Below are 20,533 nucleotides of genomic sequence, written 5' to 3'. Positions count from 1 at the left end.
GTCAGAACACCGGGGCTGCGCAGGCCGCCAGAAGACCTACGGGAGGGGAATGATGTCTCAGACAGCGAAAGTGTTGCTGCTGTATGCCCACCCAGAATCTCATGATTCCGTGGCCAACCGGGTTTTATTAGAGCCGGCCTTACAGTTGCCGAACGTCACCGTGCACGATCTTTACGCGCACTATCCGGATTTTTTTATCGATATCGCTCATGAACAGGACCTGCTGCGCCAGCATGAGGTGATTGTTTTCCAGCATCCTTTATATACCTGGAGCTGTCCGGCGCTGCTCAAGGAGTGGCTGGATCGTGTGTTAAGCCGCGGCTTCGCCAGCGGTGCCGGAGGAAACGAACTGGCGGGAAAGTACTGGCGTAGTGTGATCACCACCGGCGAACCTGAGAGCGCCTACCGTCGCGATGCCAATCGCTATCCGATGAACGATATTTTACGTCCTTTTGAACTGACCGCCGGCATGTGCCGTATGCACTGGATGAGCCCCATTATTGTCTACTGGGCACGGCGGCAACAGCCAGAGGAATTGCGTAGCCGCGCTCGGGCCTACCGGGACTGGCTGGCCAATCCCCTTACCGCCGGAGGTATACATGGCGGGATCTGATTTGCTGCTGGCGGGCGTTCTTTTTTTGTTCGCCGCCGTTATTGCCGTACCTCTGGCCTCAAGATTGGGTATTGGCGCGGTGCTGGGCTATCTGCTGGCCGGGATTGCGATTGGCCCGTGGGGACTTGGGTTTATCAGCGATGTGGATGAAATTCTCCATTTCTCTGAGCTCGGCGTAGTGTTTCTGATGTTTATCATCGGCCTGGAGCTTAATCCGGCCAAGCTATGGCGGCTGCGGAGCTCAATCTTCGGCGTCGGCGCGGCGCAGGTGATGCTCAGCGCGGCGATCCTTGGCGGTCTGCTGATGACGACCGGGTTTTCATGGCAGGCGGCGGTGGTCGGCGGGATCGGCCTGGCGATGTCTTCCACCGCCATGGCGCTGCAGCTGATGCGTGAGAAGGGAATGAGCCGCAGTGAATCGGGGCAGTTAGGCTTTTCGGTCCTGCTGTTTCAGGATCTGGCGGTGATCCCGGCGCTGGCGCTGGTGCCCCTGCTGGCCGGTTCCGCGGATGAGCATGTTAACTGGCTGACGGTCGGTATGAAGGTCCTGGCCTTTGCCGGGATGCTGATTGGCGGACGCTATCTGCTGCGGCCGGTGTTCCGTTTCATCGCCAGCTCAGGGGTCAGGGAAGTATTTACTGCCGCCACGCTACTGCTGGTCCTTGGGTCGGCGCTGTTTATGGAGGCGCTGGGGTTGTCGATGGCGCTGGGTACCTTTATCGCCGGCGTGCTGCTGGCGGAAAGCGAGTATCGCCACGAACTGGAAATCGCTATCGATCCGTTCAAGGGGCTGCTGCTTGGGCTGTTCTTTATCTCCGTCGGCATGGCGCTGAACCTTGGCGTGCTGTATACCCATCTGCTGTGGGTGGCGGTGAGTGTGATGGTGCTGGTGGCGGTAAAAATGCTGGTGCTCTATCTGCTGGCCCGTCTCTATGGCCTGCGAAGTTCAGAGCGGATGCAGTTTGCGGGCGTATTAAGCCAGGGCGGTGAGTTCGCGTTTGTCCTCTTTTCGCTGCCCGCCTCTCAGCGGTTGTTCCAGCATGACCAGATGGCGCTGCTGCTGGTGGCGGTGACGTTATCGATGATGACGACGCCGCTGCTGATGAAGGGGATAGATAAGCTATTGTCGCGACGGCTGAATCCGGCAGATGATACCGATGAGGCGCCGTGGGTGGAGGATGACAAGCCGCAGGTGATTATTGTCGGGTTTGGTCGCTTTGGTCAGGTTATCGGTCGCCTGCTGATGGCCAATAAGATGCGTATTACAGTGCTGGAGCGGGACATCAGCGCGGTGAATCTGATGCGAAACTATGGCTACAAAGTCTATTTTGGCGACGCTACCCAGCTGGAGCTGCTGCGCTCGGCGGGAGCGGAAGAGGCGCAGTCGATCGTCATCACCTGTAATGAGCCGGAAGACACCATGCGGCTGGTGGAAATGTGTCAACAACACTTTCCACATCTGCATATTCTGGCCCGCGCACGCGGTCGCGTTGAGGCGCATGAGCTGCTGCAGGCCGGTGTGACGCAGTTTTCTCGTGAAACCTTCTCCAGTGCACTGGAACTGGGGCGCAAAGCGCTCATCACCCTGGGGATGCATCCTCACCAGGCCCAGCGCGCGCAACTGCACTTCCGACGGCTCGATATGCGAATGCTGCGCGAGTTAATGCCAGTGCATACTGATACGGTACAGGTATCTCGCGTGCGGGAAGCCCGACGCGAACTGGAAGAGATTTTTCAGCGTGAAATGCAGAAAGAAAGCCGGCAGCTGGACGGCTGGGACGAGTTTGAATAAAGGTAAATCATATGGCAGTGCGTAAACGTTTTATTGCCGGGGCGAAATGTCCGGCGTGCCAGGCGCAGGATTCGCTGGCGATGTGGCGTGAGAATAATGTCGATGTCGTTGAATGCGTTAAGTGCGGTCATCAGATGCGTGAGGCGGATAAAGAGGCCCGTGAGCATGTACGCAAAGAGGAGCAGGTGATTGGCATTTTTCATCCCGACTAGCGTTATCCGTCGGCTTTTTTTAAGCTAGAGGGTACACGGCTGCAGAATTCCGCTACAATCTGCGCCACTATTCTTCCCATCTCAGGAGATATCATGAAAGTAGCAAAAGACCTGGTGGTCAGCCTGGCCTATCAGGTACGTACAGAAGACGGTGTGTTGGTTGATGAGTCTCCGGTAAGCGCGCCGCTGGATTACCTGCACGGTCACGGCTCCCTGATTTCCGGCCTGGAAAACGCGCTGGATGGCCACGAAGTGGGCGACAAATTTGACGTAGCTGTCGGCGCTAACGACGCTTACGGCCAGTATGACGAAAACCTGGTGCAGCGTGTACCGAAAGACGTCTTTATGGGCGTTGATGAACTGCAGGTTGGCATGCGCTTCCTGGCGGAAACCGATCAGGGTCCAGTACCGGTAGAAATCACTGAAGTTGAAGACGACCACGTTGTGGTTGATGGCAACCACATGCTGGCTGGCCAGAACCTGAAGTTCAATGTGGAAGTTGTCGCTATTCGTGAAGCAACGGCTGAAGAGCTGGAGCATGGTCACGTGCATGGCGCTCATGGCCACGATCACGATCATGACCATGGTCATGACGGTTGCTGCGGCGGCCACGGCCACGATCATGGTCACGACCATGAACACGGCAAAGGTGGTTGCGGTAACGGCGGTTGCGGTTGCCACTAATGGCGTCGCGTTCGCGCGGATAGCCAAAAAAAGCGGGGAAACCCGCTTTTTTTACGTCTCAATAATGGGGGGGCGGCGTCTCTTCTGCCTGAGAGGCGATATGGGACGGTTGGGTCGCCTTCAGTTTCTCGATCATCAGACGCATATGCTCCCGCATCTTCGCCATCTCTATCTCGTGGGCGGTCACGGTTTTATTGAGGTCTTCGATGGTGATTTCCTGAAACGCCAGCCGGCTTTCCAGCTCTGCAAGGCGCGTTTCTAATGTGCTATCGTGCATGGGTAACCTCTTTAGTCTGATCCTGCGAGCGGATTCTACTTAAGTTTCTCTTTTCGCGCAGCATCGCTGCGTCTGACAGGAAACTTATTCATACAAAAATAGTCCTAAAAGAGGCGATATTCAGGAACGTCCGTATGTAGATTTTAACGGCAACGTTCTATAGTACGTTTTTTGCTTTTTACGATAACCCTGGGGTGAGAGGCCCCGGCCCTGGAGAAATGGATGAAATCACTGTTTAAAGTAACGCTGCTGGCGACCACAATGGCCGTCGCCCTGAATGCACCGCTAACCTTTGCTGCAGATGCGGCGGCGAAGGCAGCCCCAGCGGCTGAGAGTAAATCGGCATTTAAAAATGACGATCAGAAATCCGCCTATGCACTGGGCGCGTCTCTCGGGCGTTACATGGAAAACTCCCTGAAAGAACAAGAAAAGCTGGGCATTAAGCTGGACAAAGCCCAGCTGATCGCCGGCGTACAGGACGCGTTTGCCGATAAGAGCAAGCTGTCCGACCAGGAGATCGAACAGACTCTGCAGGCCTTTGAAACGCGCGTGAAGACCGCGGCTCAGCAGAAAATGGAAAAAGACGCGACTGAGAACGAAGCCAAAGGCAAAACCTTCCGCGATAGCTTTGCTAAAGAGAAGGGCGTGAAAACCTCGAAAACTGGCCTGCTGTATAAAGTCGAGAAAGAAGGCACTGGTGATGCGCCGAAAGACAGCGACACCGTGGTGGTTAACTACAAAGGCACCCTGATCGACGGTAAAGAGTTTGATAACTCTTATACCCGCGGTGAGCCGCTCTCTTTCCGCCTGGACGGCGTGATCCCGGGCTGGACGGAAGGCCTGAAGAACATCAAGAAAGGCGGTAAAATCAAGCTGGTCATTCCACCGGATCTGGCTTACGGCAAAACCGGCGTTCCGGGGATCCCGGCCAACTCTACGCTGGTCTTTGACGTAGAACTGCTGGATATCAAACCGGCGCCGAAGGCGGATGCACAGCCGGAAGCCGCTGGCGAAGCGAAAGCCGCAGACGCGAACGCTGACGCTAAGAAGTAATCGGGTTCAGGCCGCCGTCTCGTCAGAGGCGGCGGCTTTTTTATTGAGCGCAGATATAATTAAAACTGGAAAGATCCTCAGGCGCTGTATTACTTTAGATAGCTTAATAATGATGATGAGCCTGCCCTGACAATAACGACAGGCTCCTGAAAAGGAGTGCTTTTTTTCATGTCCAGGTCGCTTTTAACCAACGAAACCAGCGAGCTTGACCTGCTGGATCAACGTCCCTTTGACCAGACCGATTTCGATATTCTTAAATCTTATGAAGCGGTGGTGGACGGGTTGGCGATGCTCATCGGTTCGCACTGTGAAATCGTGCTGCATTCTTTGCAGGATCTTAAATGCTCTGCCATCCGTATCGCCAATGGTGAACATACCGGCCGCCAAATCGGTTCACCGATTACCGATCTTGCGCTGCGCATGCTGCACGATATGACGGGCGCCGATAGCAGCGTTTCCAAATGCTACTTCACCCGTGCCAAAAGCGGCGTACTGATGAAGTCGGTGACGATAGCCATTCGCAATCGCGATCATCGGGTGATCGGTCTGCTGTGCATCAACATGAATCTGGATGTGCCTTTTTCCCAGATCATGAGCACCTTTATTCCGCCAGAAACGCCGGAGGTCAACTCACCGGTGAACTTTGCTTCCTCGGTTGACGATCTGGTCGCGCAGACGCTGGAATTCACCATTGAAGAGGTGAACGCCGATCGCAGCGTGTCTAATAATGCGAAAAACCGCCAAATCGTGCTGAATCTCTACGAAAAAGGGATCTTTGATATCAAAGACGCCATTAACCAGGTGGCCGATCGTCTGAATATCTCCAAGCATACCGTCTACCTCTATATCCGCCAGTTCAAGAGCGGCGATTTCCAGGGGCTGGATAAGTAATGCGTTTTGCCCTCACGGTGACTGGCCCTGCCTATGGGACCCAGCAGGCGAGCAGCGCCTGGCAGTTTGCCCAGGCCGTATTGCAGGAAGGTCATGAACTGGCATGCGTTTTTTTCTATCGCGAAGGCGTGCTCAACGCTAACCAACTGACGGCGCCCGCCAGCGATGAGTTCGATCTGGTGCGCGCGTGGCAATCATTGCACGATGAACAAGGTGTGGCACTACACATCTGCGTGGCGGCTGCCTTGCGTCGAGGCGTAACGGACGAGCGTGAGGCGCAACAGCTCGCGCTGGCCAGCCACAATTTGCAACCCGGCTTCACGCTGAGCGGGCTCGGCGCGCTGGCGGAAGCCGCGCTCACTTGCGATCGGATGGTGCAGTTCTGATGAAACGTGTGGCTTTTATTTTTTCCTCCGCGCCGCACGGCAGCGCCGCCGGCAGGGAAGGGCTCGATGCCTTATTAGCAACCTCCGCGCTCACCGACGAGATTGGCGTGTTCTTTGTAGGCGACGGCGTTTTTCAACTGCTGCCCGATCAACGGCCGGGTGCAGTGCTGGCTCGCGACTACATAGCCACCTTTAAACTGCTGTCACTGTATGACATCGATCAGTGCTGGCTGTGTGCCGACTCCGCGCGGGAGCGCGGCCTGGACCCCGCTACTCCGTGGGCGGTGGATGTCGAATGCCTGGCGCCGGATGCCCTGCGCGCCCGTCTGCATGAATTTGATGTGATTTTGCGTTTCTGAGGTCCCCATGCTCCATACGCTCAGTGTTTCTCCCTGGCATGCCGATATCGCAGCAATGCTTCGCGTGATGGATCACGGCGACGATCTGTTATTGCTGTCTGATGGCGTCACGGCGGCCATCGCCGGCGGTCGCTTCCTTGAGATCCTGCAATCCGCCCCCATAACCCTCTATGTGCTGCAAGACGACGTTGACGCCCGCGGGCTGGCTGGTCAAATTGCGGACAGTGTCGGTAGGGTTAGCTATACTGATTTCGTCAGACTCACGGTAAAACATGCCGGTCAGCTGGCCTGGTGATGGCGGGATCGTTGTATATTTCTTGACACCTTTTCGGCACCGCCCTAAAATTCTGCGTCCTCATATTATATGAGGCGATTTATTACGTGTTTACGAAGCAAAAGCTAAAACCAGGAGCTATTTAATGGCAACAATTAACCAGCTGGTACGCAAACCACGCGCACGCAAAGTTGCAAAGAGCAACGTGCCTGCGCTGGAAGCCTGCCCGCAGAAACGTGGCGTATGTACTCGCGTATATACCACCACTCCTAAGAAACCGAACTCCGCACTGCGTAAAGTTTGCCGTGTGCGTCTGACTAACGGTTTCGAAGTCACCTCCTACATCGGTGGTGAAGGTCACAACCTGCAGGAGCACTCCGTGATCCTGATCCGTGGCGGTCGTGTTAAAGACCTTCCGGGTGTTCGTTACCACACCGTTCGTGGTGCGCTTGACTGCTCCGGCGTTAAAGACCGTAAGCAGGCTCGCTCCAAGTACGGCGTGAAGCGTCCTAAGGCTTAATGGTTCTCCGTTAAGTAAGGCCAAACTGATTTACCTTAATGTCATACTAAACTCTTAGAGTTTTGGACAATCCTGAATTAACAACGGAGTATTTCCATGCCACGTCGTCGCGTCATTGGTCAGCGTAAAATTCTGCCGGATCCGAAGTTCGGATCAGAACTGCTGGCTAAATTTGTCAATATCCTGATGGTAGATGGTAAAAAATCTACTGCAGAAGCAATCGTATACAGCGCGCTGGAGACCCTGGCTCAGCGCTCTGGTAAAAATGAACTGGAAGCTTTCGAAGTCGCTCTCGACAACGTGCGCCCGACTGTAGAAGTTAAGTCTCGCCGCGTTGGTGGTTCTACTTATCAGGTTCCAGTTGAAGTACGTCCGGTTCGTCGTAATGCCCTGGCAATGCGTTGGATCGTTGAAGCTGCTCGTAAACGCGGTGATAAATCCATGGCTCTGCGCCTGGCGAACGAACTCACTGACGCTGCAGACAACAAAGGTACTGCAGTTAAGAAACGTGAAGACGTTCACCGTATGGCCGAAGCCAACAAGGCGTTCGCACACTACCGTTGGTAATCCCTTCGGAGTCATAGTCACCAGGCGGGCGTTTCAGATGAGTCGCCCGCTCTGGATAACTTAACTGAACGCCTAAAGAAATAAACGAGGAATCAAATGGCTCGTACAACACCCATCGCACGCTACCGTAACATCGGTATCAGTGCGCACATCGACGCCGGTAAAACCACTACTACCGAACGTATTCTGTTCTACACCGGTGTAAACCACAAAATCGGTGAAGTTCATGACGGCGCCGCTACCATGGACTGGATGGAGCAGGAGCAGGAACGTGGTATCACCATCACTTCCGCTGCGACTACTGCATTCTGGTCTGGTATGGCTAAACAGTATGAACCGCACCGTGTAAACATCATCGACACCCCGGGGCACGTTGACTTCACTATCGAAGTAGAACGTTCCATGCGTGTTCTTGATGGTGCGGTAATGGTTTACTGCGCAGTTGGTGGTGTTCAGCCACAGTCTGAAACCGTATGGCGTCAGGCAAACAAATATAAAGTTCCGCGCATTGCGTTCGTTAACAAAATGGACCGCATGGGTGCGAACTTCCTGAAAGTTGTTGGTCAGATCAAAACCCGTCTGGGCGCGAACCCGGTTCCGCTGCAGCTGGCGATTGGTGCTGAAGAAGGTTTCACCGGTGTTGTTGACCTGGTGAAAATGAAAGCCATCAACTGGAACGATGCAGACCAGGGCGTTACCTTCGAATACGAAGATATCCCGGCTGACATGCAGGACCTGGCTGACGAATGGCACCAGAACCTGATCGAGTCCGCTGCGGAAGCTTCCGAAGAGCTGATGGAGAAATACCTGGGTGGTGAAGAACTGACTGAAGAAGAGATCAAAAAAGCTCTGCGTCAGCGTGTTCTGAACAACGAAATCATCCTGGTAACCTGCGGTTCTGCGTTCAAGAACAAAGGTGTTCAGGCGATGCTGGATGCGGTAATTGATTACCTGCCATCCCCGGTTGATGTTCCGGCAATCAACGGTATTCTGGACGACGGTAAAGATACCCCGGCTGAGCGTCACGCAAGCGACGAAGAGCCGTTCTCTGCACTGGCGTTCAAAATCGCTACCGACCCGTTTGTTGGTAACCTGACCTTCTTCCGTGTGTACTCCGGTGTGGTTAACTCTGGTGATACCGTACTGAACTCCGTGAAAGCTGCACGTGAGCGTTTCGGTCGTATCGTACAGATGCACGCTAACAAACGTGAAGAGATCAAAGAAGTTCGCGCGGGCGACATCGCTGCTGCTATCGGTCTGAAAGACGTAACCACTGGTGACACCCTGTGTGACCCGGATGCGCCGATCATTCTGGAGCGTATGGAATTCCCTGAGCCGGTAATCTCCATCGCCGTTGAGCCGAAAACCAAAGCTGACCAGGAAAAAATGGGTCTGGCTCTGGGTCGTCTGGCTAAAGAAGACCCGTCATTCCGCGTATGGACTGACGAAGAGTCTAACCAGACCATCATCGCCGGTATGGGTGAGCTGCACCTCGACATCATCGTTGACCGTATGAAGCGTGAATTCAACGTTGAAGCGAACGTCGGTAAACCTCAGGTTGCTTACCGTGAAGCGATTCGCGCGAAAGTTACCGATATCGAAGGTAAACACGCCAAGCAGTCTGGTGGTCGTGGTCAGTACGGTCACGTTGTGATCGACATGTACCCGCTGGAGCCGGGCTCTAACCCGAAAGGTTACGAGTTCATCAACGACATCAAAGGTGGTGTAATTCCTGGCGAATACATCCCGGCCGTTGATAAAGGCATCCAGGAACAGCTGAAAGCTGGTCCGCTGGCAGGTTACCCGGTAGTTGATATGGGTATCCGTCTGCACTTCGGTTCTTACCACGACGTTGACTCCTCTGAGCTGGCGTTTAAACTGGCTGCGTCTATTGCCTTTAAAGAAGGCTTTAAGAAAGCAAAACCAGTTCTGCTTGAGCCGATCATGAAGGTTGAAGTAGAAACTCCGGAAGAGAACACGGGTGATGTTATCGGTGACTTGAGCCGTCGTCGCGGTATGCTGCGCGGTCAGGAATCCGAAGTAACCGGCGTTAAGATCCACGCTGAAGTACCGCTGTCCGAAATGTTCGGTTATGCAACTCAGCTGCGTTCTCTGACCAAAGGTCGTGCATCATACACCATGGAATTCCTGAAGTATGATGATGCGCCGAACAACGTTGCTCAGGCCGTTATTGAAGCCCGTGGTAAATAATCCACAGGATTAAAACCTAAGTCCCGTGCTCTCTCCGAAGGGGAGAGCACTATAGTAAGGAATATAGCCGTGTCTAAAGAAAAATTTGAACGTACAAAACCGCACGTCAACGTTGGTACTATCGGCCACGTTGACCATGGTAAAACTACCCTGACTGCTGCCATCACTACCGTTCTGGCTAAAACCTACGGTGGTTCTGCTCGTGCATTCGACCAGATCGATAACGCACCGGAAGAAAAAGCTCGTGGTATCACCATCAACACCTCTCACGTTGAATATGACACCCCGACTCGCCACTACGCGCACGTAGACTGCCCGGGCCACGCCGACTATGTTAAAAACATGATCACCGGTGCTGCGCAGATGGACGGCGCGATCCTGGTTGTTGCTGCGACTGACGGCCCGATGCCGCAGACTCGTGAGCACATCCTGCTGGGTCGTCAGGTAGGCGTTCCGTACATCATCGTGTTCCTGAACAAATGCGACATGGTTGATGACGAAGAGCTGCTGGAACTGGTTGAGATGGAAGTTCGTGAACTGCTGTCTCAGTACGATTTCCCGGGCGACGACACCCCGATCGTTCGTGGTTCTGCTCTGAAAGCGCTGGAAGGCGACGCAGAGTGGGAAGCGAAAATCATCGAACTGGCTGGCCACCTGGATACCTATATCCCGGAACCAGAGCGTGCGATTGACAAGCCGTTCCTGCTGCCGATCGAAGACGTATTCTCCATCTCCGGTCGTGGTACCGTTGTTACCGGTCGTGTAGAGCGCGGTATCATCAAAGTCGGTGAAGAAGTTGAAATCGTTGGTATCAAAGAAACCGCGAAAACCACCTGTACTGGCGTTGAAATGTTCCGCAAACTGCTGGACGAAGGCCGTGCTGGTGAGAACGTTGGTGTTCTGCTGCGTGGTATCAAACGTGAAGAAATCGAACGTGGTCAGGTACTGGCTAAGCCGGGCAGCATCAAGCCGCACACCAAGTTCGAATCTGAAGTGTACATCCTGTCCAAAGACGAAGGCGGCCGTCATACTCCGTTCTTCAAAGGCTACCGTCCGCAGTTCTACTTCCGTACTACTGACGTGACTGGCACCATCGAACTGCCGGAAGGCGTAGAGATGGTTATGCCGGGCGACAACATCAAAATGGTTGTTACCCTGATCCACCCGATCGCGATGGACGACGGTCTGCGTTTCGCAATCCGTGAAGGCGGCCGTACCGTTGGCGCGGGCGTTGTAGCTAAAGTTCTGGGCTAATTCGTTAGCTTCGAATAAAAAGGGCGCTTCGGCGCCCTTTTTGCTGCGCGCAGTTCCGCGAAATAACGTGTACAACACACCATTCATAACGTGCGCTGCGGCGGATAATGCGCAAATGGTCTATTGTAATCATAACTATTCTCATTTAATATTTGTGCATAAATTGAACGGGAGTTTATATGTACGTTTGTTTGTGCAATGGCGTTAGCGATAAAAAAATTCGCCAGGTTGTTCGCCAGTTTCAACCGCAATCTTTTCAGCAATTACGTAAGTTTGTTCCCGTTGGAAATCAATGCGGTAAGTGTGTTCGAGCTGCACGTGAAGTGATGGAAGATGAATTAACCACCATGCCGGAATTCAAAGAAATCGCCTGAAGTCCGCGCTTCTCTTTTGACATCCCTATAGGCCGGACTACGCTTCAATAAGTGGAAGCGGAGGGACTATATAATGAAAGGTGATGTCAAAATCATAAGTTATCTCAATAAATTATTGGGAAATGAGCTGGTCGCAATCAATCAGTACTTTCTCCATGCGAGAATGTTCAAAAACTGGGGTCTGATGCGCCTCAACGATATTGAGTACCACGAATCAATTGATGAAATGAAGCACGCCGATAAGTACATCGAGCGTATTCTTTTCCTCGAAGGCATTCCTAATCTGCAGGATCTCGGCAAACTTGGCATCGGTGAAGATGTGGAAGAGATGCTGCAGTCAGATTTACGCCTGGAGCTGGAAGGCGCGCAAAACCTGCGTGAAGCGATCGCCTATGCCGACAGCGTACATGACTATGTCAGCCGCGATATGATGATTGAGATCCTGGCGGATGAAGAAGGCCATATCGACTGGCTGGAAACCGAACTCGATCTCATTGGCAAAATTGGCCTGCAAAATTACCTGCAGTCGCAGATCAAAGTGTCAGATTAGCCAGCGTTTGCCACCCGCACCAGAAACCTGCTGCCGCCAGAAATGGCCCAAATGGCAGCGGGTTATTCTTTTCCCATTTTCTGTTGCCGCCGCACCTGGCGGACAGTCCCAATATCACCCACGTCATGCCAGCGAGCAATGACGCTACCAGCACCAGCTGCGGCAGCATTCGCCAGCCATGCCAGGCCCCAAGGGCGGCGAGATATTTTATATCGCCATAGCCTAATCCTTCATGCCCACGGACCCTGCGGTATAGCCAATAAAGGGCGGCAAACGAGAGATAGCCGGCTAGTGCTCCCCAGACAGCCTCGTTGAGCTGATGCGGCGCCAGACAGAGATAAAAAAGCAAGCCGCTCCATAGCAGGGGACAGGTGAAACGGTCTGGCAGCAAGCCGTAACGCAGGTCCTGCTGACATAATGCTAGCGTCAATCCGCTATAGCACAGTAAGAAGGGGAGGGCGGCGAGCATAGGTTACCCCGTGATGAGCAATGAACATGGCCTCACTATGCTTATCGGCTCGGCGCAGGGCAAAATGCAATTTTCGAGAGTGGATGGCGCTTTGCGGATTTATTGGCAGCGTTACGGCGCTTGCACAGCGCACTATCGCGAAGACGCGCAAATCCCGGTGATGATTTTCTAAACAGCGCTTGCGTCGTGCCAGAATTTGCGTATAATGCGCGGGCCTGTCAAAGTTGACAGCCGGTTCGATATGAACCCTGATAGTGCTTTTTGCTATCAAACAATGTCCCCAATCGGGGGACTATGTAAGAACGGTTACACTCTCCCATCAATCGTAATGGGTATGAGGAGTAATCATTTCGTCTATAAAATAATTGGAGCTCTGGTCTCATGCAGAACCAAAGAATCCGTATCCGCCTTAAAGCGTTTGATCATCGTCTGATCGATCAATCAACCGCGGAAATCGTCGAGACTGCTAAGCGCACTGGTGCGCAAGTCCGTGGTCCGATCCCGCTGCCGACCCGCAAAGAGCGCTTTACCGTTCTGATCTCCCCGCACGTCAACAAAGACGCGCGTGATCAGTACGAGATTCGCACTCACAAGCGTCTGGTTGACATCGTTGAGCCAACTGAAAAAACCGTTGATGCTCTGATGCGTCTGGATCTGGCTGCCGGTGTAGACGTGCAGATCAGCCTGGGTTAATCAGGTCATCGAGCGATTGAGAGGTTGAAACAATGATTGGTTTAGTCGGTAAAAAAGTGGGCATGACCCGCATCTTCACTGAAGATGGCGTATCTATCCCAGTAACCGTAATCGAAGTTGAAGCAAACCGCGTTACTCAGGTTAAAGACCTGGCTAACGATGGCTACCGCGCAATCCAGGTTACCACCGGTGCTAAAAAAGCTAACCGTGTAACCAAGCCGGAAGCGGGTCACTTCGCTAAAGCTGGCGTTGAAGCTGGCCGTGGTCTGTGGGAATTCCGTCTTGCTGACGGCGAAGAATTCACCGTAGGTCAGAACATTAGCGTTGAACTGTTTGCTGACGTTAAAAAAGTTGACGTAACCGGTACCTCTAAAGGTAAAGGTTTTGCTGGTACCGTTAAGCGCTGGAACTTCCGTACCCAGGACGCTACTCACGGTAACTCCTTGTCTCACCGCGTTCCGGGTTCTATCGGTCAGAACCAGACTCCGGGCAAAGTGTTCAAAGGCAAGAAAATGGCAGGTCAGCTGGGTAATGAGCGTGTAACCGTTCAGAGCCTGGACGTAGTACGTGTTGACGCTGAGCGCAACCTGCTGCTGGTTAAAGGTGCTGTCCCGGGTGCTACCGGTAGCGACCTGATCGTTAAACCAGCTGTGAAGGCGTGAGGAGATAGCAATGGAATTAGTATTGAAAGACGCGCAGAGCGCGCTGACTGTTTCCGAAACTACCTTCGGTCGTGATTTCAACGAAGCGCTGGTTCACCAGGTTGTTGTTGCTTATGCAGCTGGTGCGCGTCAGGGCACTCGTGCTCAGAAGACTCGTGCTGAAATCACTGGCTCCGGTAAAAAACCGTGGCGCCAGAAAGGTACCGGCCGTGCGCGTTCTGGTTCTATCAAGAGCCCGATCTGGCGTTCCGGTGGCGTGACCTTCGCTGCTCGTCCGCAGGACCACAGTCAAAAAGTTAACAAGAAGATGTACCGCGGCGCGCTGAAAAGCATTCTGTCCGAACTGGTACGTCAGGATCGTCTGATCGTTGTCGAGAAGTTCTCTGTTGAAGCGCCGAAAACTAAGCTGCTGGCACAGAAACTGAAAGACATGGCTCTGGAAGATGTGCTGATCATCACCGGTGAGCTGGACGAGAACCTGTTCCTGGCCGCACGTAACCTGCACAAGGTTGACGTACGTGATGCGAACGGTATCGACCCGGTTAGCCTGATCGCCTTCGACAAAGTCGTAATGACTGCTGATGCTGTTAAGCAAGTTGAGGAGATGCTGGCATGATTCGTGAAGAACGTCTGCTGAAGGTGCTGCGCGCACCGCACGTTTCTGAAAAAGCGTCTACTGCGATGGAAAAAACAAACACCATCGTTCTCAAAGTTGCTAAAGACGCGACCAAAGCAGAAATCAAAGCTGCTGTGCAGAAACTGTTTGAAGTCGAAGTCGAAGTCGTTAACACCCTGGTAGTTAAAGGGAAAGTTAAACGTCACGGACAGCGTATCGGTCGTCGTAGCGACTGGAAAAAAGCTTACGTCACCCTGAAGGAAGGCCAGAATCTGGACTTCGTTGGCGGCGCTGAGTAAGTCGGAGGAGTAATACAATGGCAGTTGTTAAATGTAAACCGACATCTCCGGGTCGTCGCCACGTCGTTAAAGTGGTTAACCCAGAGCTGCACAAGGGCAAACCTTTTGCTCCGTTGCTGGAAAAAAACAGCAAATCCGGTGGTCGTAACAACAATGGCCGTATCACCACCCGTCATATCGGTGGTGGCCACAAGCAGGCTTACCGTATTGTTGACTTCAAACGCAACAAAGATGGTATCCCGGCAGTTGTTGAACGTCTTGAGTACGATCCGAACCGCTCCGCGAACATCGCGCTGGTTCTGTACAAAGACGGCGAGCGCCGTTACATCCTGGCCCCGAAAGGCCTGAAAGCTGGTGACCAGATTCAGTCTGGCGTTGATGCTGCAATCAAAGCAGGCAACACCCTGCCGATGCGCAATATCCCGGTTGGTTCTACCGTTCATAACGTAGAAATGAAACCAGGTAAAGGCGGTCAGCTGGCACGTTCCGCTGGTACTTACGTTCAGATCGTTGCTCGTGATGGTGCTTATGTCACCCTGCGTCTGCGTTCTGGTGAAATGCGTAAAGTCGAAGCAGACTGCCGCGCTACTCTGGGCGAAGTTGGCAATGCTGAGCATATGCTGCGCGTTCTGGGTAAAGCAGGTGCTGCACGCTGGCGTGGTGTTCGTCCTACCGTTCGCGGTACTGCGATGAACCCAGTAGACCACCCACATGGTGGTGGTGAAGGTCGTAACTTTGGTAAGCACCCGGTATCCCCGTGGGGCCTGCAGACCAAAGGTAAGAAGACCCGCAGCAACAAGCGTACTGATAAATTCATCGTACGTCGCCGTAGCAAATAATTTTAGAGGATAAGCCATGCCACGTTCTCTCAAGAAAGGTCCTTTTATTGACCTGCACTTGCTGAAGAAGGTAGAGAAAGCGGTGGAAAGCGGAGACAAGAAGCCCCTGCGCACTTGGTCCCGTCGTTCAACGATCTTTCCTAACATGATCGGTTTGACCATCGCTGTCCATAATGGTCGTCAGCACGTTCCAGTCTTTGTTTCCGACGAAATGGTTGGTCACAAACTGGGTGAATTCGCACCGACTCGTACTTATCGCGGCCACGCTGCTGATAAAAAAGCGAAGAAGAAATAAGGTAGGAGGAAGAGATGGAAACTTTAGCTCAACATCGCCATGCTCGTTCTTCTGCTCAGAAGGTTCGCCTCGTAGCTGACCTGATTCGCGGTAAGAAAGTGTCGCAGGCCCTGGATATTCTGACCTACACCAACAAAAAAGCTGCTGTACTGGTCAAGAAGGTACTGGAATCTGCCATTGCTAACGCTGAACACAACGATGGCGCTGACATTGATGATCTGAAAGTTGCGAAAATTTTCGTAGACGAAGGCCCGAGCATGAAGCGCATTATGCCGCGTGCTAAAGGTCGTGCAGATCGCATCCTGAAGCGCACCAGCCACATCACTGTGGTTGTGTCCGATCGCTGAGACTCTGGAGACTAGCAATGGGTCAGAAAGTACATCCTAATGGTATTCGCCTGGGTATTGTCAAACCATGGAACTCTACCTGGTTCGCGAACACCAAAGAATTCGCTGACAACCTGGACAGCGATTTTAAAGTACGTCAGTTCCTGACAAAAGAACTGGCTAAAGCGTCTGTATCTCGCATCGTTATCGAGCGTCCGGCTAAGAGCATCCGTGTGACCATTCACACTGCTCGCCCGGGTATCGTTATCGGTAAGAAAGGCGAAGACGTAGAAAAACTGCGCAAGGTCGTAGCGGATATCGCTGGCGTACCTGCACAGATCAATATTGCCGAAGTTCGTAAGCCTGAACTGGACGCTAAATTGGTTGCTGACAGCATCACTTCTCAGCTGGAACGTCGCGTTATGTTCCGTCGTGCGATGAAGCGTGCTGTACAGAACGCAATGCGTCTGGGCGCTAAAGGTATCAAAGTTGAAGTTAGCGGCCGTCTGGGCGGCGCGGAAATCGCACGTACCGAATGGTACCGTGAAGGTCGCGTACCGCTGCACACTCTGCGTGCTGACATCGACTACAACACCTCTGAAGCGCACACCACTTACGGTGTAATCGGCGTTAAGGTATGGATCTTCAAAGGTGAGATCCTGGGTGGTATGGCTGCTGTTGAACAACCGGAACCGGCTGCTCAACCTAAAAAGCAGCAGCGTAAAGGCCGTAAATAAGGAGCGTCGCTGATGTTACAACCAAAGCGTACAAAATTCCGTAAAGTGCACAAAGGCCGCAACCGTGGTCTGGCGCAGGGTACGGATGTTAGCTTCGGCACTTTCGGTCTGAAAGCTGTTGGCCGTGGTCGTCTGACTGCCCGTCAGATCGAAGCAGCACGTCGTGCTATGACCCGTGCAGTTAAGCGTCAAGGTAAGATCTGGATCCGTGTATTCCCGGACAAACCGATCACCGAGAAGCCGCTGGAAGTTCGTATGGGTAAAGGTAAAGGTAACGTGGAGTACTGGGTTGCCTTGATTCAGCCGGGTAAAGTCCTGTATGAAATGGACGGTGTACCGGAAGAGCTGGCCCGTGAAGCATTCGGCCTGGCAGCAGCGAAACTGCCGATCAAAACCACCTTTGTAACTAAGACGGTGATGTAATGAAAGCAAAAGAGCTGCGTGAAAAAAGCGTTGAAGAGCTGAACGCTGAGCTGCTGAACCTGCTGCGTGAGCAGTTCAACCTGCGTATGCAGGCTGCAAGTGGCCAGCTGCAACAGACTCATCTGCTGAAGCAAGTGCGTCGTGATGTTGCACGCGTTAAGACTTTACTGACTCAGAAGGCGGGTGCGTAATGACCGATAAAATCCGTACTCTGCAAGGTCGCGTAGTTAGCGACAAAATGGAGAAATCCATTGTTGTTGCTATCGAACGTATGGTGAAACACCCGGTATACGGCAAATTCATCAAACGTACGACCAAACTGCACGTACATGACGAGAACAACGAATGCGGTATCGGTGACGTGGTTGAAATCCGCGAATGCCGTCCGCTGTCCAAGACTAAGTCCTGGACGCTGGTTCGCGTTGTAGAGAAAGCGGTTCTGTAATAGAGTACGCATTCTCGATACGGATAAACGGCTCAGCGATGAGCCGTTTATTTTTTCTACCCATATCTGGTTTGTGGTGTTATAATGCCGCGCCCTCGATATGGGGCTTTTTAACGACCCTAATTTTCGGGTCTCAGTAGTAGTTGACATTAGCGGAGCACTAAAATGATCCAAGAACAGACTATGCTGAACGTCGCCGACAACTCCGGTGCACGTCGCGTAATGTGTATCAAGGTTCTGGGTGGCTCGCACCGTCGCTACGCAGGCGTAGGCGACATCATCAAGATCACCATCAAGGAAGCAATTCCGCGTGGTAAGGTCAAAAAAGGTGATGTGCTGAAGGCGGTAGTGGTGCGCACCAAGAAGGGTGTTCGTCGCCCGGACGGTTCTGTCATTCGCTTCGATGGTAATGCATGCGTTATTCTGAACAATAACAGCGAGCAGCCTATCGGTACGCGTATTTTTGGGCCGGTAACTCGTGAACTTCGTACCGAGAAGTTCATGAAAATTATCTCTCTGGCACCAGAAGTACTCTAAGGAGCGAATCATGGCAGCTAAAATCCGTCGTGATGACGAAGTTATCGTGTTAACCGGTAAAGATAAAGGTAAACGCGGTAAAGTAAAAAATGTCCTGTCTTCCGGCAAGGTCATTGTTGAAGGTATCAACCTGGTTAAGAAACATCAGAAGCCGGTTCCGGCCCTGAACCAACCAGGCGGCATCGTAGAGAAAGAAGCAGCTATTCAGATCTCTAACCTTGCTATCTTCAACGCGGCAACCGGCAAGGCTGACCGTGTAGGCTTTAGATTCGAAGACGGCAAAAAAGTCCGTTTCTTCAAGTCTAACAGCGAAACTATCAAGTAATTTGGAGTAGTACGATGGCGAAACTGCATGATTACTACAAAGACGAAGTAGTCGCTAAACTCATGACTGAGTTTAACTACAATTCTGTCATGCAAGTCCCTCGGGTCGAGAAGATCACCCTGAACATGGGTGTTGGTGAAGCGATCGCTGACAAGAAACTGCTGGATAACGCAGCAGCTGACCTGACAGCAATCTCCGGTCAAAAACCGCTGATCACCAAAGCACGCAAATCAGTTGCAGGCTTCAAAATCCGTCAGGGCTATCCGATCGGCTGTAAAGTAACTCTGCGCGGCGAGCGCATGTGGGAGTTCTTTGAGCGCCTGATCACTATTGCTGTACCGCGTATCCGTGACTTCCGTGGCTTGTCCGCTAAGTCTTTCGACGGCCGTGGTAACTACAGCATGGGTGTCCGTGAGCAGATCATCTTCCCAGAAATCGACTACGATAAAGTCGACCGCGTTCGTGGTTTGGATATTACCATTACCACTACTGCGAAATCTGATGAAGAAGGCCGCGCTCTGCTGGCTGCCTTTGACTTCCCGTTCCGCAAGTAAGGTAGGGTTACTTAATGGCTAAGCAATCAATGAAAGCACGCGAAGTAAAGCGCGTGGCTTTAGCTGATAAATTCTTCGCTAAACGCGCTGAACTGAAAGCTATCATCTCTGATGTGAACGCAACCGACGAAGATCGTTGGAACGCTGTTCTCAAGCTGCAGACTCTGCCGCGTGATTCCAGCCCGTCTCGTCAGCGTAATCGCTGCCGTCAAACAGGTCGTCCGCATGGTTTCCTGCGGAAGTTCGGGTTGAGCCGTATTAAGGTCCGTGAAGCCGCTATGCGCGGTGAAATCCCGGGTCTGAAAAAGGCTAGCTGGTAATTGTCACCAATTGAATCACGGGAGTAAAGACAGATGAGCATGCAAGATCCGATCGCGGATATGCTGACCCGTATCCGTAACGGTCAGGCCGCGAATAAAGCTGCGGTCACCATGCCTTCCTCCAAGCTGAAAGTGGCAATTGCCAACGTGCTGAAGGAAGAAGGCTTTATTGAAGATTTTAAAGTTGAAGGCGACATCAAGCCGGAACTGGAACTGACTCTTAAGTATTTCCAGGGTAAAGCTGTTGTAGAAAGCATTCAGCGTGTCAGCCGCCCAGGTCTGCGCATCTACAAACGTAAAGATGAGCTGCCGAAAGTTATGGCGGGTCTGGGTATCGCAGTTGTTTCTACCTCTAAAGGTGTTATGACTGATCGTGCAGCGCGCCAGGCTGGTCTTGGTGGCGAAATTATCTGCTACGTAGCCTAATCGGAGGAAAAAATGTCTCGTGTTGCTAAAGCACCGGTCGTTGTTCCTGCCGGCGTTGATGTTAAAGTCAACGGTCAGGTTATTACGATCAAAGGTAAAAATGGCGAGCTGACTCGTACTCTCAACGATGCTGTTGAAGTTAAACATGCAGATAATGCTCTGACCTTCGGTCCGCGTGATGGTTACGTAGACGGATGGGCTCAGGCTGGTACCGCGCGTGCCCTGCTGAACTCAATGGTTATCGGTGTTACCGAAGGCTTCACTAAAAAGCTTCAGCTGGTTGGTGTAGGCTATCGTGCAGCGGTTAAAGGGGATGTAGTAAACCTGGCTTTAGGTTTCTCTCATCCTGTTGAACATAAGCTGCCGGCCGGTATCACTGCAGAATGTCCGACTCAAACTGAAATCGTGCTGAAAGGCGCTGATAAGCAGGTGATCGGCCAGGTTGCAGCAGATCTGCGCGCCTACCGTCGTCCTGAGCCTTATAAAGGCAAGGGTGTTCGTTACGCCGACGAAGTCGTGCGTACCAAAGAGGCTAAGAAGAAGTAAGGTA

At 52.6% G+C, this 20,533-nt stretch carries 35 protein-coding genes; 33 read left to right on the top strand and 2 right to left on the bottom strand.

Annotated features, from left to right (window positions below; all coding sequences use genetic code 11):
* The first annotated feature begins 49 nt into the window (after positions 1-49).
* The 4 genes from kefG (at position 50) to slyD (ending at position 3,301) form a co-directional block, all read left to right on the top strand.
* The gene (gene kefG / locus A1WC_RS02735) at positions 50-613 is read left to right on the top strand and encodes a glutathione-regulated potassium-efflux system ancillary protein KefG (protein WP_008807037.1); all 564 of its coding nucleotides are present in this window, start codon (positions 50-52) and stop codon (positions 611-613) included.
* Entirely contained in the window at positions 600-2,405 is a 1,806-nt protein-coding gene (gene kefB / locus A1WC_RS02740) for a glutathione-regulated potassium-efflux system protein KefB (RefSeq protein WP_012967149.1), read from the top strand. Before kefG ends, kefB begins: the two co-directional genes overlap by 14 nt.
* 11 nt (positions 2,406-2,416) lie before the next feature.
* On the top strand, positions 2,417-2,617 hold the full coding sequence (locus A1WC_RS02745) for a YheV family putative zinc ribbon protein (protein ID WP_002920143.1): 201 nt from the start codon (positions 2,417-2,419) through the stop codon (positions 2,615-2,617).
* Between the two features lie 93 nt (positions 2,618-2,710).
* A complete protein-coding gene (slyD, locus tag A1WC_RS02750) occupies positions 2,711-3,301 on the top strand; it encodes a peptidylprolyl isomerase (protein WP_008807039.1) in 591 nt (196 codons plus the stop codon).
* Positions 3,302-3,359: 58 nt separating this feature from the next.
* Here slyD and A1WC_RS02755 read toward each other — a convergent pair whose 3' ends face one another.
* A complete protein-coding gene (locus A1WC_RS02755) occupies positions 3,360-3,578 on the bottom strand; it encodes a protein SlyX (RefSeq protein WP_002920136.1) in 219 nt (72 codons plus the stop codon).
* Positions 3,579-3,800: 222 nt separating this feature from the next.
* On the opposite strand from A1WC_RS02755, the gene fkpA reads away from it, so the two are divergent.
* From fkpA to bfr, 11 genes are all read left to right on the top strand, one after another.
* Entirely contained in the window at positions 3,801-4,631 is an 831-nt protein-coding gene (fkpA, locus tag A1WC_RS02760) for an FKBP-type peptidyl-prolyl cis-trans isomerase (RefSeq protein WP_012967150.1), read from the top strand.
* A 168-nt stretch (positions 4,632-4,799) separates the two neighbouring features.
* Complete coding sequence (locus tag A1WC_RS02765; protein ID WP_002920130.1) at positions 4,800-5,522, top strand: helix-turn-helix transcriptional regulator; 723 nt, start codon at positions 4,800-4,802, stop codon at positions 5,520-5,522.
* Positions 5,522-5,908: a sulfurtransferase complex subunit TusD gene (gene tusD / locus A1WC_RS02770; RefSeq protein ID WP_008807041.1), complete on the top strand. Its 387-nt coding sequence runs from the start codon at positions 5,522-5,524 to the stop codon at positions 5,906-5,908. The genes A1WC_RS02765 and tusD overlap by 1 nt, the downstream gene beginning before the upstream one ends.
* A complete protein-coding gene (gene tusC, locus A1WC_RS02775; RefSeq protein ID WP_008807042.1) occupies positions 5,908-6,267 on the top strand; it encodes a sulfurtransferase complex subunit TusC in 360 nt (119 codons plus the stop codon). The genes tusD and tusC overlap by 1 nt, the downstream gene beginning before the upstream one ends.
* 7 nt (positions 6,268-6,274) lie before the next feature.
* On the top strand, positions 6,275-6,562 hold the full coding sequence (gene tusB, locus A1WC_RS02780) for a sulfurtransferase complex subunit TusB (protein WP_008807043.1): 288 nt from the start codon (positions 6,275-6,277) through the stop codon (positions 6,560-6,562).
* 124 nt (positions 6,563-6,686) lie between these two features.
* The gene (gene rpsL, locus A1WC_RS02785; protein ID WP_002920115.1) at positions 6,687-7,061 is read left to right on the top strand and encodes a 30S ribosomal protein S12; all 375 of its coding nucleotides are present in this window, start codon (positions 6,687-6,689) and stop codon (positions 7,059-7,061) included.
* Between the two features lie 96 nt (positions 7,062-7,157).
* A complete protein-coding gene (rpsG, locus tag A1WC_RS02790; RefSeq protein ID WP_008807044.1) occupies positions 7,158-7,628 on the top strand; it encodes a 30S ribosomal protein S7 in 471 nt (156 codons plus the stop codon).
* Positions 7,629-7,724: 96 nt separating this feature from the next.
* Complete coding sequence (gene fusA / locus A1WC_RS02795; protein ID WP_008807045.1) at positions 7,725-9,839, top strand: elongation factor G; 2,115 nt, start codon at positions 7,725-7,727, stop codon at positions 9,837-9,839.
* 69 nt (positions 9,840-9,908) lie between these two features.
* Positions 9,909-11,093: an elongation factor Tu gene (gene tuf, locus A1WC_RS02800; protein ID WP_012543214.1), complete on the top strand. Its 1,185-nt coding sequence runs from the start codon at positions 9,909-9,911 to the stop codon at positions 11,091-11,093.
* A gap of 179 nt (positions 11,094-11,272) precedes the next feature.
* The gene (gene bfd, locus A1WC_RS26765) at positions 11,273-11,467 is read left to right on the top strand and encodes a bacterioferritin-associated ferredoxin (protein ID WP_004152415.1); all 195 of its coding nucleotides are present in this window, start codon (positions 11,273-11,275) and stop codon (positions 11,465-11,467) included.
* A gap of 73 nt (positions 11,468-11,540) precedes the next feature.
* Positions 11,541-12,017 (top strand): bacterioferritin, encoded by a 477-nt coding sequence (gene bfr / locus A1WC_RS02805; RefSeq protein WP_004206792.1) that lies wholly within the window; start codon positions 11,541-11,543, stop codon positions 12,015-12,017.
* Here bfr and A1WC_RS02810 read toward each other — a convergent pair.
* On the bottom strand, positions 12,001-12,486 hold the full coding sequence (locus tag A1WC_RS02810; protein ID WP_008807047.1) for a prepilin peptidase: 486 nt from the start codon (positions 12,484-12,486) through the stop codon (positions 12,001-12,003). The genes bfr and A1WC_RS02810 overlap by 17 nt on opposite strands.
* Positions 12,487-12,499: 13 nt before the next feature.
* On the opposite strand from A1WC_RS02810, the gene A1WC_RS28105 reads away from it, so the two are divergent.
* From A1WC_RS28105 to rplF, 18 genes are all read left to right on the top strand, one after another.
* Entirely contained in the window at positions 12,500-12,658 is a 159-nt protein-coding gene (locus A1WC_RS28105) for a hypothetical protein (protein WP_153242722.1), read from the top strand.
* 209 nt (positions 12,659-12,867) lie between these two features.
* Entirely contained in the window at positions 12,868-13,179 is a 312-nt protein-coding gene (gene rpsJ / locus A1WC_RS02815) for a 30S ribosomal protein S10 (protein ID WP_001181005.1), read from the top strand.
* A gap of 32 nt (positions 13,180-13,211) precedes the next feature.
* Positions 13,212-13,841 carry a 50S ribosomal protein L3 gene (rplC, locus tag A1WC_RS02820; RefSeq protein WP_002919796.1) on the top strand — a complete coding sequence of 210 codons (630 nt, stop codon included), beginning with the start codon at positions 13,212-13,214 and terminating at the stop codon, positions 13,839-13,841.
* A 10-nt stretch (positions 13,842-13,851) separates the two neighbouring features.
* On the top strand, positions 13,852-14,457 hold the full coding sequence (gene rplD / locus A1WC_RS02825) for a 50S ribosomal protein L4 (protein WP_002919794.1): 606 nt from the start codon (positions 13,852-13,854) through the stop codon (positions 14,455-14,457).
* Positions 14,454-14,756: a 50S ribosomal protein L23 gene (rplW, locus tag A1WC_RS02830; RefSeq protein ID WP_000617546.1), complete on the top strand. Its 303-nt coding sequence runs from the start codon at positions 14,454-14,456 to the stop codon at positions 14,754-14,756. The genes rplD and rplW overlap by 4 nt, the downstream gene beginning before the upstream one ends.
* A 17-nt stretch (positions 14,757-14,773) precedes the next feature.
* Entirely contained in the window at positions 14,774-15,595 is an 822-nt protein-coding gene (rplB, locus tag A1WC_RS02835) for a 50S ribosomal protein L2 (RefSeq protein WP_002919786.1), read from the top strand.
* Positions 15,596-15,611: 16 nt separating this feature from the next.
* Complete coding sequence (gene rpsS, locus A1WC_RS02840; protein WP_001138115.1) at positions 15,612-15,890, top strand: 30S ribosomal protein S19; 279 nt, start codon at positions 15,612-15,614, stop codon at positions 15,888-15,890.
* 14 nt (positions 15,891-15,904) lie between these two features.
* Positions 15,905-16,237, top strand: coding sequence for a 50S ribosomal protein L22 (gene rplV / locus A1WC_RS02845; protein WP_002919773.1), 333 nt, complete (start codon positions 15,905-15,907; stop codon positions 16,235-16,237).
* Between the two features lie 17 nt (positions 16,238-16,254).
* On the top strand, positions 16,255-16,953 hold the full coding sequence (gene rpsC, locus A1WC_RS02850) for a 30S ribosomal protein S3 (protein WP_002919766.1): 699 nt from the start codon (positions 16,255-16,257) through the stop codon (positions 16,951-16,953).
* A 12-nt stretch (positions 16,954-16,965) separates the two neighbouring features.
* A complete protein-coding gene (gene rplP / locus A1WC_RS02855; protein ID WP_002919759.1) occupies positions 16,966-17,376 on the top strand; it encodes a 50S ribosomal protein L16 in 411 nt (136 codons plus the stop codon).
* Positions 17,376-17,567, top strand: a complete 192-nt coding sequence (gene rpmC / locus A1WC_RS02860; RefSeq protein ID WP_002919754.1) for a 50S ribosomal protein L29 — start codon at positions 17,376-17,378, stop codon at positions 17,565-17,567. The genes rplP and rpmC overlap by 1 nt, the downstream gene beginning before the upstream one ends.
* The gene (gene rpsQ / locus A1WC_RS02865) at positions 17,567-17,821 is read left to right on the top strand and encodes a 30S ribosomal protein S17 (RefSeq protein WP_004106347.1); all 255 of its coding nucleotides are present in this window, start codon (positions 17,567-17,569) and stop codon (positions 17,819-17,821) included. Before rpmC ends, rpsQ begins: the two co-directional genes overlap by 1 nt.
* 165 nt (positions 17,822-17,986) lie before the next feature.
* Positions 17,987-18,358 (top strand): 50S ribosomal protein L14, encoded by a 372-nt coding sequence (rplN, locus tag A1WC_RS02870; RefSeq protein ID WP_002919748.1) that lies wholly within the window; start codon positions 17,987-17,989, stop codon positions 18,356-18,358.
* 10 nt (positions 18,359-18,368) lie between these two features.
* Positions 18,369-18,683, top strand: a complete 315-nt coding sequence (gene rplX, locus A1WC_RS02875) for a 50S ribosomal protein L24 (protein ID WP_003031122.1) — start codon at positions 18,369-18,371, stop codon at positions 18,681-18,683.
* A 14-nt stretch (positions 18,684-18,697) separates the two neighbouring features.
* Positions 18,698-19,237, top strand: coding sequence for a 50S ribosomal protein L5 (gene rplE / locus A1WC_RS02880; RefSeq protein ID WP_003031123.1), 540 nt, complete (start codon positions 18,698-18,700; stop codon positions 19,235-19,237).
* A gap of 14 nt (positions 19,238-19,251) precedes the next feature.
* A complete protein-coding gene (gene rpsN, locus A1WC_RS02885) occupies positions 19,252-19,557 on the top strand; it encodes a 30S ribosomal protein S14 (RefSeq protein ID WP_002919667.1) in 306 nt (101 codons plus the stop codon).
* A 33-nt stretch (positions 19,558-19,590) separates the two neighbouring features.
* The gene (gene rpsH / locus A1WC_RS02890; protein WP_008807048.1) at positions 19,591-19,983 is read left to right on the top strand and encodes a 30S ribosomal protein S8; all 393 of its coding nucleotides are present in this window, start codon (positions 19,591-19,593) and stop codon (positions 19,981-19,983) included.
* A 12-nt stretch (positions 19,984-19,995) separates the two neighbouring features.
* Positions 19,996-20,529: a 50S ribosomal protein L6 gene (gene rplF, locus A1WC_RS02895; RefSeq protein ID WP_008807049.1), complete on the top strand. Its 534-nt coding sequence runs from the start codon at positions 19,996-19,998 to the stop codon at positions 20,527-20,529.
* The last annotated feature ends 4 nt before the right edge of the window (positions 20,530-20,533 follow it).

The organism is Klebsiella sp. KTE92 (assembly GCF_000398905.1).
Classification (GTDB): domain Bacteria; phylum Pseudomonadota; class Gammaproteobacteria; order Enterobacterales; family Enterobacteriaceae; genus Klebsiella; species Klebsiella variicola.
The sequence above is the reverse complement of the archived record's forward strand: the minus strand, read 5'-3'. Positions and strand labels throughout refer to the sequence as shown.

Bases quoted from the DNA above. Each gene is read 5' to 3' on its own strand.
- kefG (WP_008807037.1), top strand. From the start codon at position 50: ATGATGTCTCAGACAGCGAAAGTGTTGCTGCTGTATGCCCACCCAGAA.
- kefB (WP_012967149.1), top strand. From the start codon at position 600: ATGGCGGGATCTGATTTGCTGCTGGCGGGCGTTCTTTTTTTGTTCGCC.
- A1WC_RS02745 (WP_002920143.1), top strand. From the start codon at position 2,417: ATGGCAGTGCGTAAACGTTTTATTGCCGGGGCGAAATGTCCGGCGTGC.
- slyD (WP_008807039.1), top strand. From the start codon at position 2,711: ATGAAAGTAGCAAAAGACCTGGTGGTCAGCCTGGCCTATCAGGTACGT.
- A1WC_RS02755 (WP_002920136.1), bottom strand. From the start codon at position 3,578: ATGCACGATAGCACATTAGAAACGCGCCTTGCAGAGCTGGAAAGCCGG.
- fkpA (WP_012967150.1), top strand. From the start codon at position 3,801: ATGAAATCACTGTTTAAAGTAACGCTGCTGGCGACCACAATGGCCGTC.
- A1WC_RS02765 (WP_002920130.1), top strand. From the start codon at position 4,800: ATGTCCAGGTCGCTTTTAACCAACGAAACCAGCGAGCTTGACCTGCTG.
- tusD (WP_008807041.1), top strand. From the start codon at position 5,522: ATGCGTTTTGCCCTCACGGTGACTGGCCCTGCCTATGGGACCCAGCAG.
- tusC (WP_008807042.1), top strand. From the start codon at position 5,908: ATGAAACGTGTGGCTTTTATTTTTTCCTCCGCGCCGCACGGCAGCGCC.
- tusB (WP_008807043.1), top strand. From the start codon at position 6,275: ATGCTCCATACGCTCAGTGTTTCTCCCTGGCATGCCGATATCGCAGCA.
- rpsL (WP_002920115.1), top strand. From the start codon at position 6,687: ATGGCAACAATTAACCAGCTGGTACGCAAACCACGCGCACGCAAAGTT.
- rpsG (WP_008807044.1), top strand. From the start codon at position 7,158: ATGCCACGTCGTCGCGTCATTGGTCAGCGTAAAATTCTGCCGGATCCG.
- fusA (WP_008807045.1), top strand. From the start codon at position 7,725: ATGGCTCGTACAACACCCATCGCACGCTACCGTAACATCGGTATCAGT.
- bfd (WP_004152415.1), top strand. From the start codon at position 11,273: ATGTACGTTTGTTTGTGCAATGGCGTTAGCGATAAAAAAATTCGCCAG.
- bfr (WP_004206792.1), top strand. From the start codon at position 11,541: ATGAAAGGTGATGTCAAAATCATAAGTTATCTCAATAAATTATTGGGA.
- A1WC_RS02810 (WP_008807047.1), bottom strand. From the start codon at position 12,486: ATGCTCGCCGCCCTCCCCTTCTTACTGTGCTATAGCGGATTGACGCTA.
- A1WC_RS28105 (WP_153242722.1), top strand. From the start codon at position 12,500: ATGAGCAATGAACATGGCCTCACTATGCTTATCGGCTCGGCGCAGGGC.
- rpsJ (WP_001181005.1), top strand. From the start codon at position 12,868: ATGCAGAACCAAAGAATCCGTATCCGCCTTAAAGCGTTTGATCATCGT.
- rplC (WP_002919796.1), top strand. From the start codon at position 13,212: ATGATTGGTTTAGTCGGTAAAAAAGTGGGCATGACCCGCATCTTCACT.
- rplD (WP_002919794.1), top strand. From the start codon at position 13,852: ATGGAATTAGTATTGAAAGACGCGCAGAGCGCGCTGACTGTTTCCGAA.
- rplW (WP_000617546.1), top strand. From the start codon at position 14,454: ATGATTCGTGAAGAACGTCTGCTGAAGGTGCTGCGCGCACCGCACGTT.
- rplB (WP_002919786.1), top strand. From the start codon at position 14,774: ATGGCAGTTGTTAAATGTAAACCGACATCTCCGGGTCGTCGCCACGTC.
- rpsS (WP_001138115.1), top strand. From the start codon at position 15,612: ATGCCACGTTCTCTCAAGAAAGGTCCTTTTATTGACCTGCACTTGCTG.
- rplV (WP_002919773.1), top strand. From the start codon at position 15,905: ATGGAAACTTTAGCTCAACATCGCCATGCTCGTTCTTCTGCTCAGAAG.
- rpsC (WP_002919766.1), top strand. From the start codon at position 16,255: ATGGGTCAGAAAGTACATCCTAATGGTATTCGCCTGGGTATTGTCAAA.
- rplP (WP_002919759.1), top strand. From the start codon at position 16,966: ATGTTACAACCAAAGCGTACAAAATTCCGTAAAGTGCACAAAGGCCGC.
- rpmC (WP_002919754.1), top strand. From the start codon at position 17,376: ATGAAAGCAAAAGAGCTGCGTGAAAAAAGCGTTGAAGAGCTGAACGCT.
- rpsQ (WP_004106347.1), top strand. From the start codon at position 17,567: ATGACCGATAAAATCCGTACTCTGCAAGGTCGCGTAGTTAGCGACAAA.
- rplN (WP_002919748.1), top strand. From the start codon at position 17,987: ATGATCCAAGAACAGACTATGCTGAACGTCGCCGACAACTCCGGTGCA.
- rplX (WP_003031122.1), top strand. From the start codon at position 18,369: ATGGCAGCTAAAATCCGTCGTGATGACGAAGTTATCGTGTTAACCGGT.
- rplE (WP_003031123.1), top strand. From the start codon at position 18,698: ATGGCGAAACTGCATGATTACTACAAAGACGAAGTAGTCGCTAAACTC.
- rpsN (WP_002919667.1), top strand. From the start codon at position 19,252: ATGGCTAAGCAATCAATGAAAGCACGCGAAGTAAAGCGCGTGGCTTTA.
- rpsH (WP_008807048.1), top strand. From the start codon at position 19,591: ATGAGCATGCAAGATCCGATCGCGGATATGCTGACCCGTATCCGTAAC.
- rplF (WP_008807049.1), top strand. From the start codon at position 19,996: ATGTCTCGTGTTGCTAAAGCACCGGTCGTTGTTCCTGCCGGCGTTGAT.